Source organism: Enterobacter sp. PP-008-ECC_S150, assembly GCF_045257065.1.
Classification (GTDB): Bacteria; Pseudomonadota; Gammaproteobacteria; order Enterobacterales; family Enterobacteriaceae; genus Enterobacter; species Enterobacter chengduensis.
The window spans coordinates 1-1,155 of record NZ_JBJHHG010000064.1 but is presented as its reverse complement, the minus strand read 5'-3'; the positions used below and the strand labels follow the sequence as shown (position 1 = coordinate 1,155).

Annotated in this window: 1 protein-coding gene; it reads left to right on the top strand. The window is 54.2% G+C overall.

What is annotated here, in order from left to right:
* Positions 1 to 5 precede the first annotated feature (5 nt).
* Positions 6 to 1,126, top strand: a protein-coding gene (locus ACJBF3_RS26005; RefSeq protein ID WP_088475248.1) for an IS3 family transposase whose coding sequence is annotated in 2 segments (ribosomal slippage) — positions 6 to 264 and positions 264 to 1,126 — 1,122 coding nt in all. Because the reading frame shifts where the segments join, the coding sequence is not laid out codon by codon here.
* The last annotated feature ends 29 nt before the right edge of the window (positions 1,127 to 1,155 follow it).

The following is a 1,155-nucleotide window of genomic DNA, read 5'->3' as shown; positions in this document are numbered from 1 at the left end:
TCCACATGAAGAAGCGTTTTTCCGATGAACAGATCATCAGTATCCTCCGCGAAGCTGAAGCCGGGGTTTCTGCCCGTGAGCTCTGCCGCAAGCACGCCATTTCCGATGCCACCTTTTATACCTGGCGTAAGAAGTATGGCGGTATGGAGGTGCCCGAGGTTAAGCGCCTGAAGTCGCTTGAGGAAGAGAACGCAAGACTCAAGAAGCTGCTTGCCGAAGCCATGCTGGATAAGGAAGCACTTCAGGTGGCTCTGGGGCGAAAGTACTGACGACAGACCAGAAGCGGGAAGCCGTTGAGTTTATGTGTGATGCGACCGGTCTGTCGCAACGTCGTGCCTGCCAGCTTACTGGTTTGTCCCTATCGACCTGCCGCTATGAGGCTCAGCGTCCGGCGGCTGATGCGCATTTATCAGGGCGCATCACTGAGCTGGCACTGGAGCGCAGGCGTTTTGGCTACCGCCGCATCTGGCAGTTACTGCGCCGTGAAGGCCTTCATGTTAATCACAAGCGCGTGTACCGCCTTTATCATCTGAGAGGGCTGGGCGTAAAACGCAGACGACGTCGTAAAGGGCTGGCAACAGAACGTCTGCCGCTGCTCCGCCCGGCGGCGCCCAATCTGACCTGGTCGATGGATTTTGTCATGGACGCGCTCGCCACCGGTCGCAGGATCAAGTGCCTGACCTGTGTGGACGACTTCACGAAGGAGTGCCTGACAATTACCATCGCATTCGGGATTTCAGGCGTTCAGGTCACGCGTATTCTGGACAGCATTGCACTGTTTCGAGGCTATCCGGCGACGATAAGAACTGATCAGGGGCCGGAGTTCACCTGCCGCGCACTGGATCAATGGGCCTTTGAGCATGGTGTTGAGTTGCGCTTAATCCAGCCGGGCAAGCCAACGCAGAACGGATTTATTGAGAGCTTTAACGGACGATTTCGCGATGAATGTCTGAATGAGCACTGGTTCAGCGATATCGTTCACGCCAGGAAAGTTATTAATGACTGGCGGCAGGATTATAACGAGTGTCGTCCACATTCAGCACTGAATTATCAGACGCCATCAGAGTTTGCAGCACGGTGGCGAAATGAAAAATGTGAAGGTAAACAAACCGACATTACTAACTGATAGTTGTATCTAATACTGGGGGCAGGTCA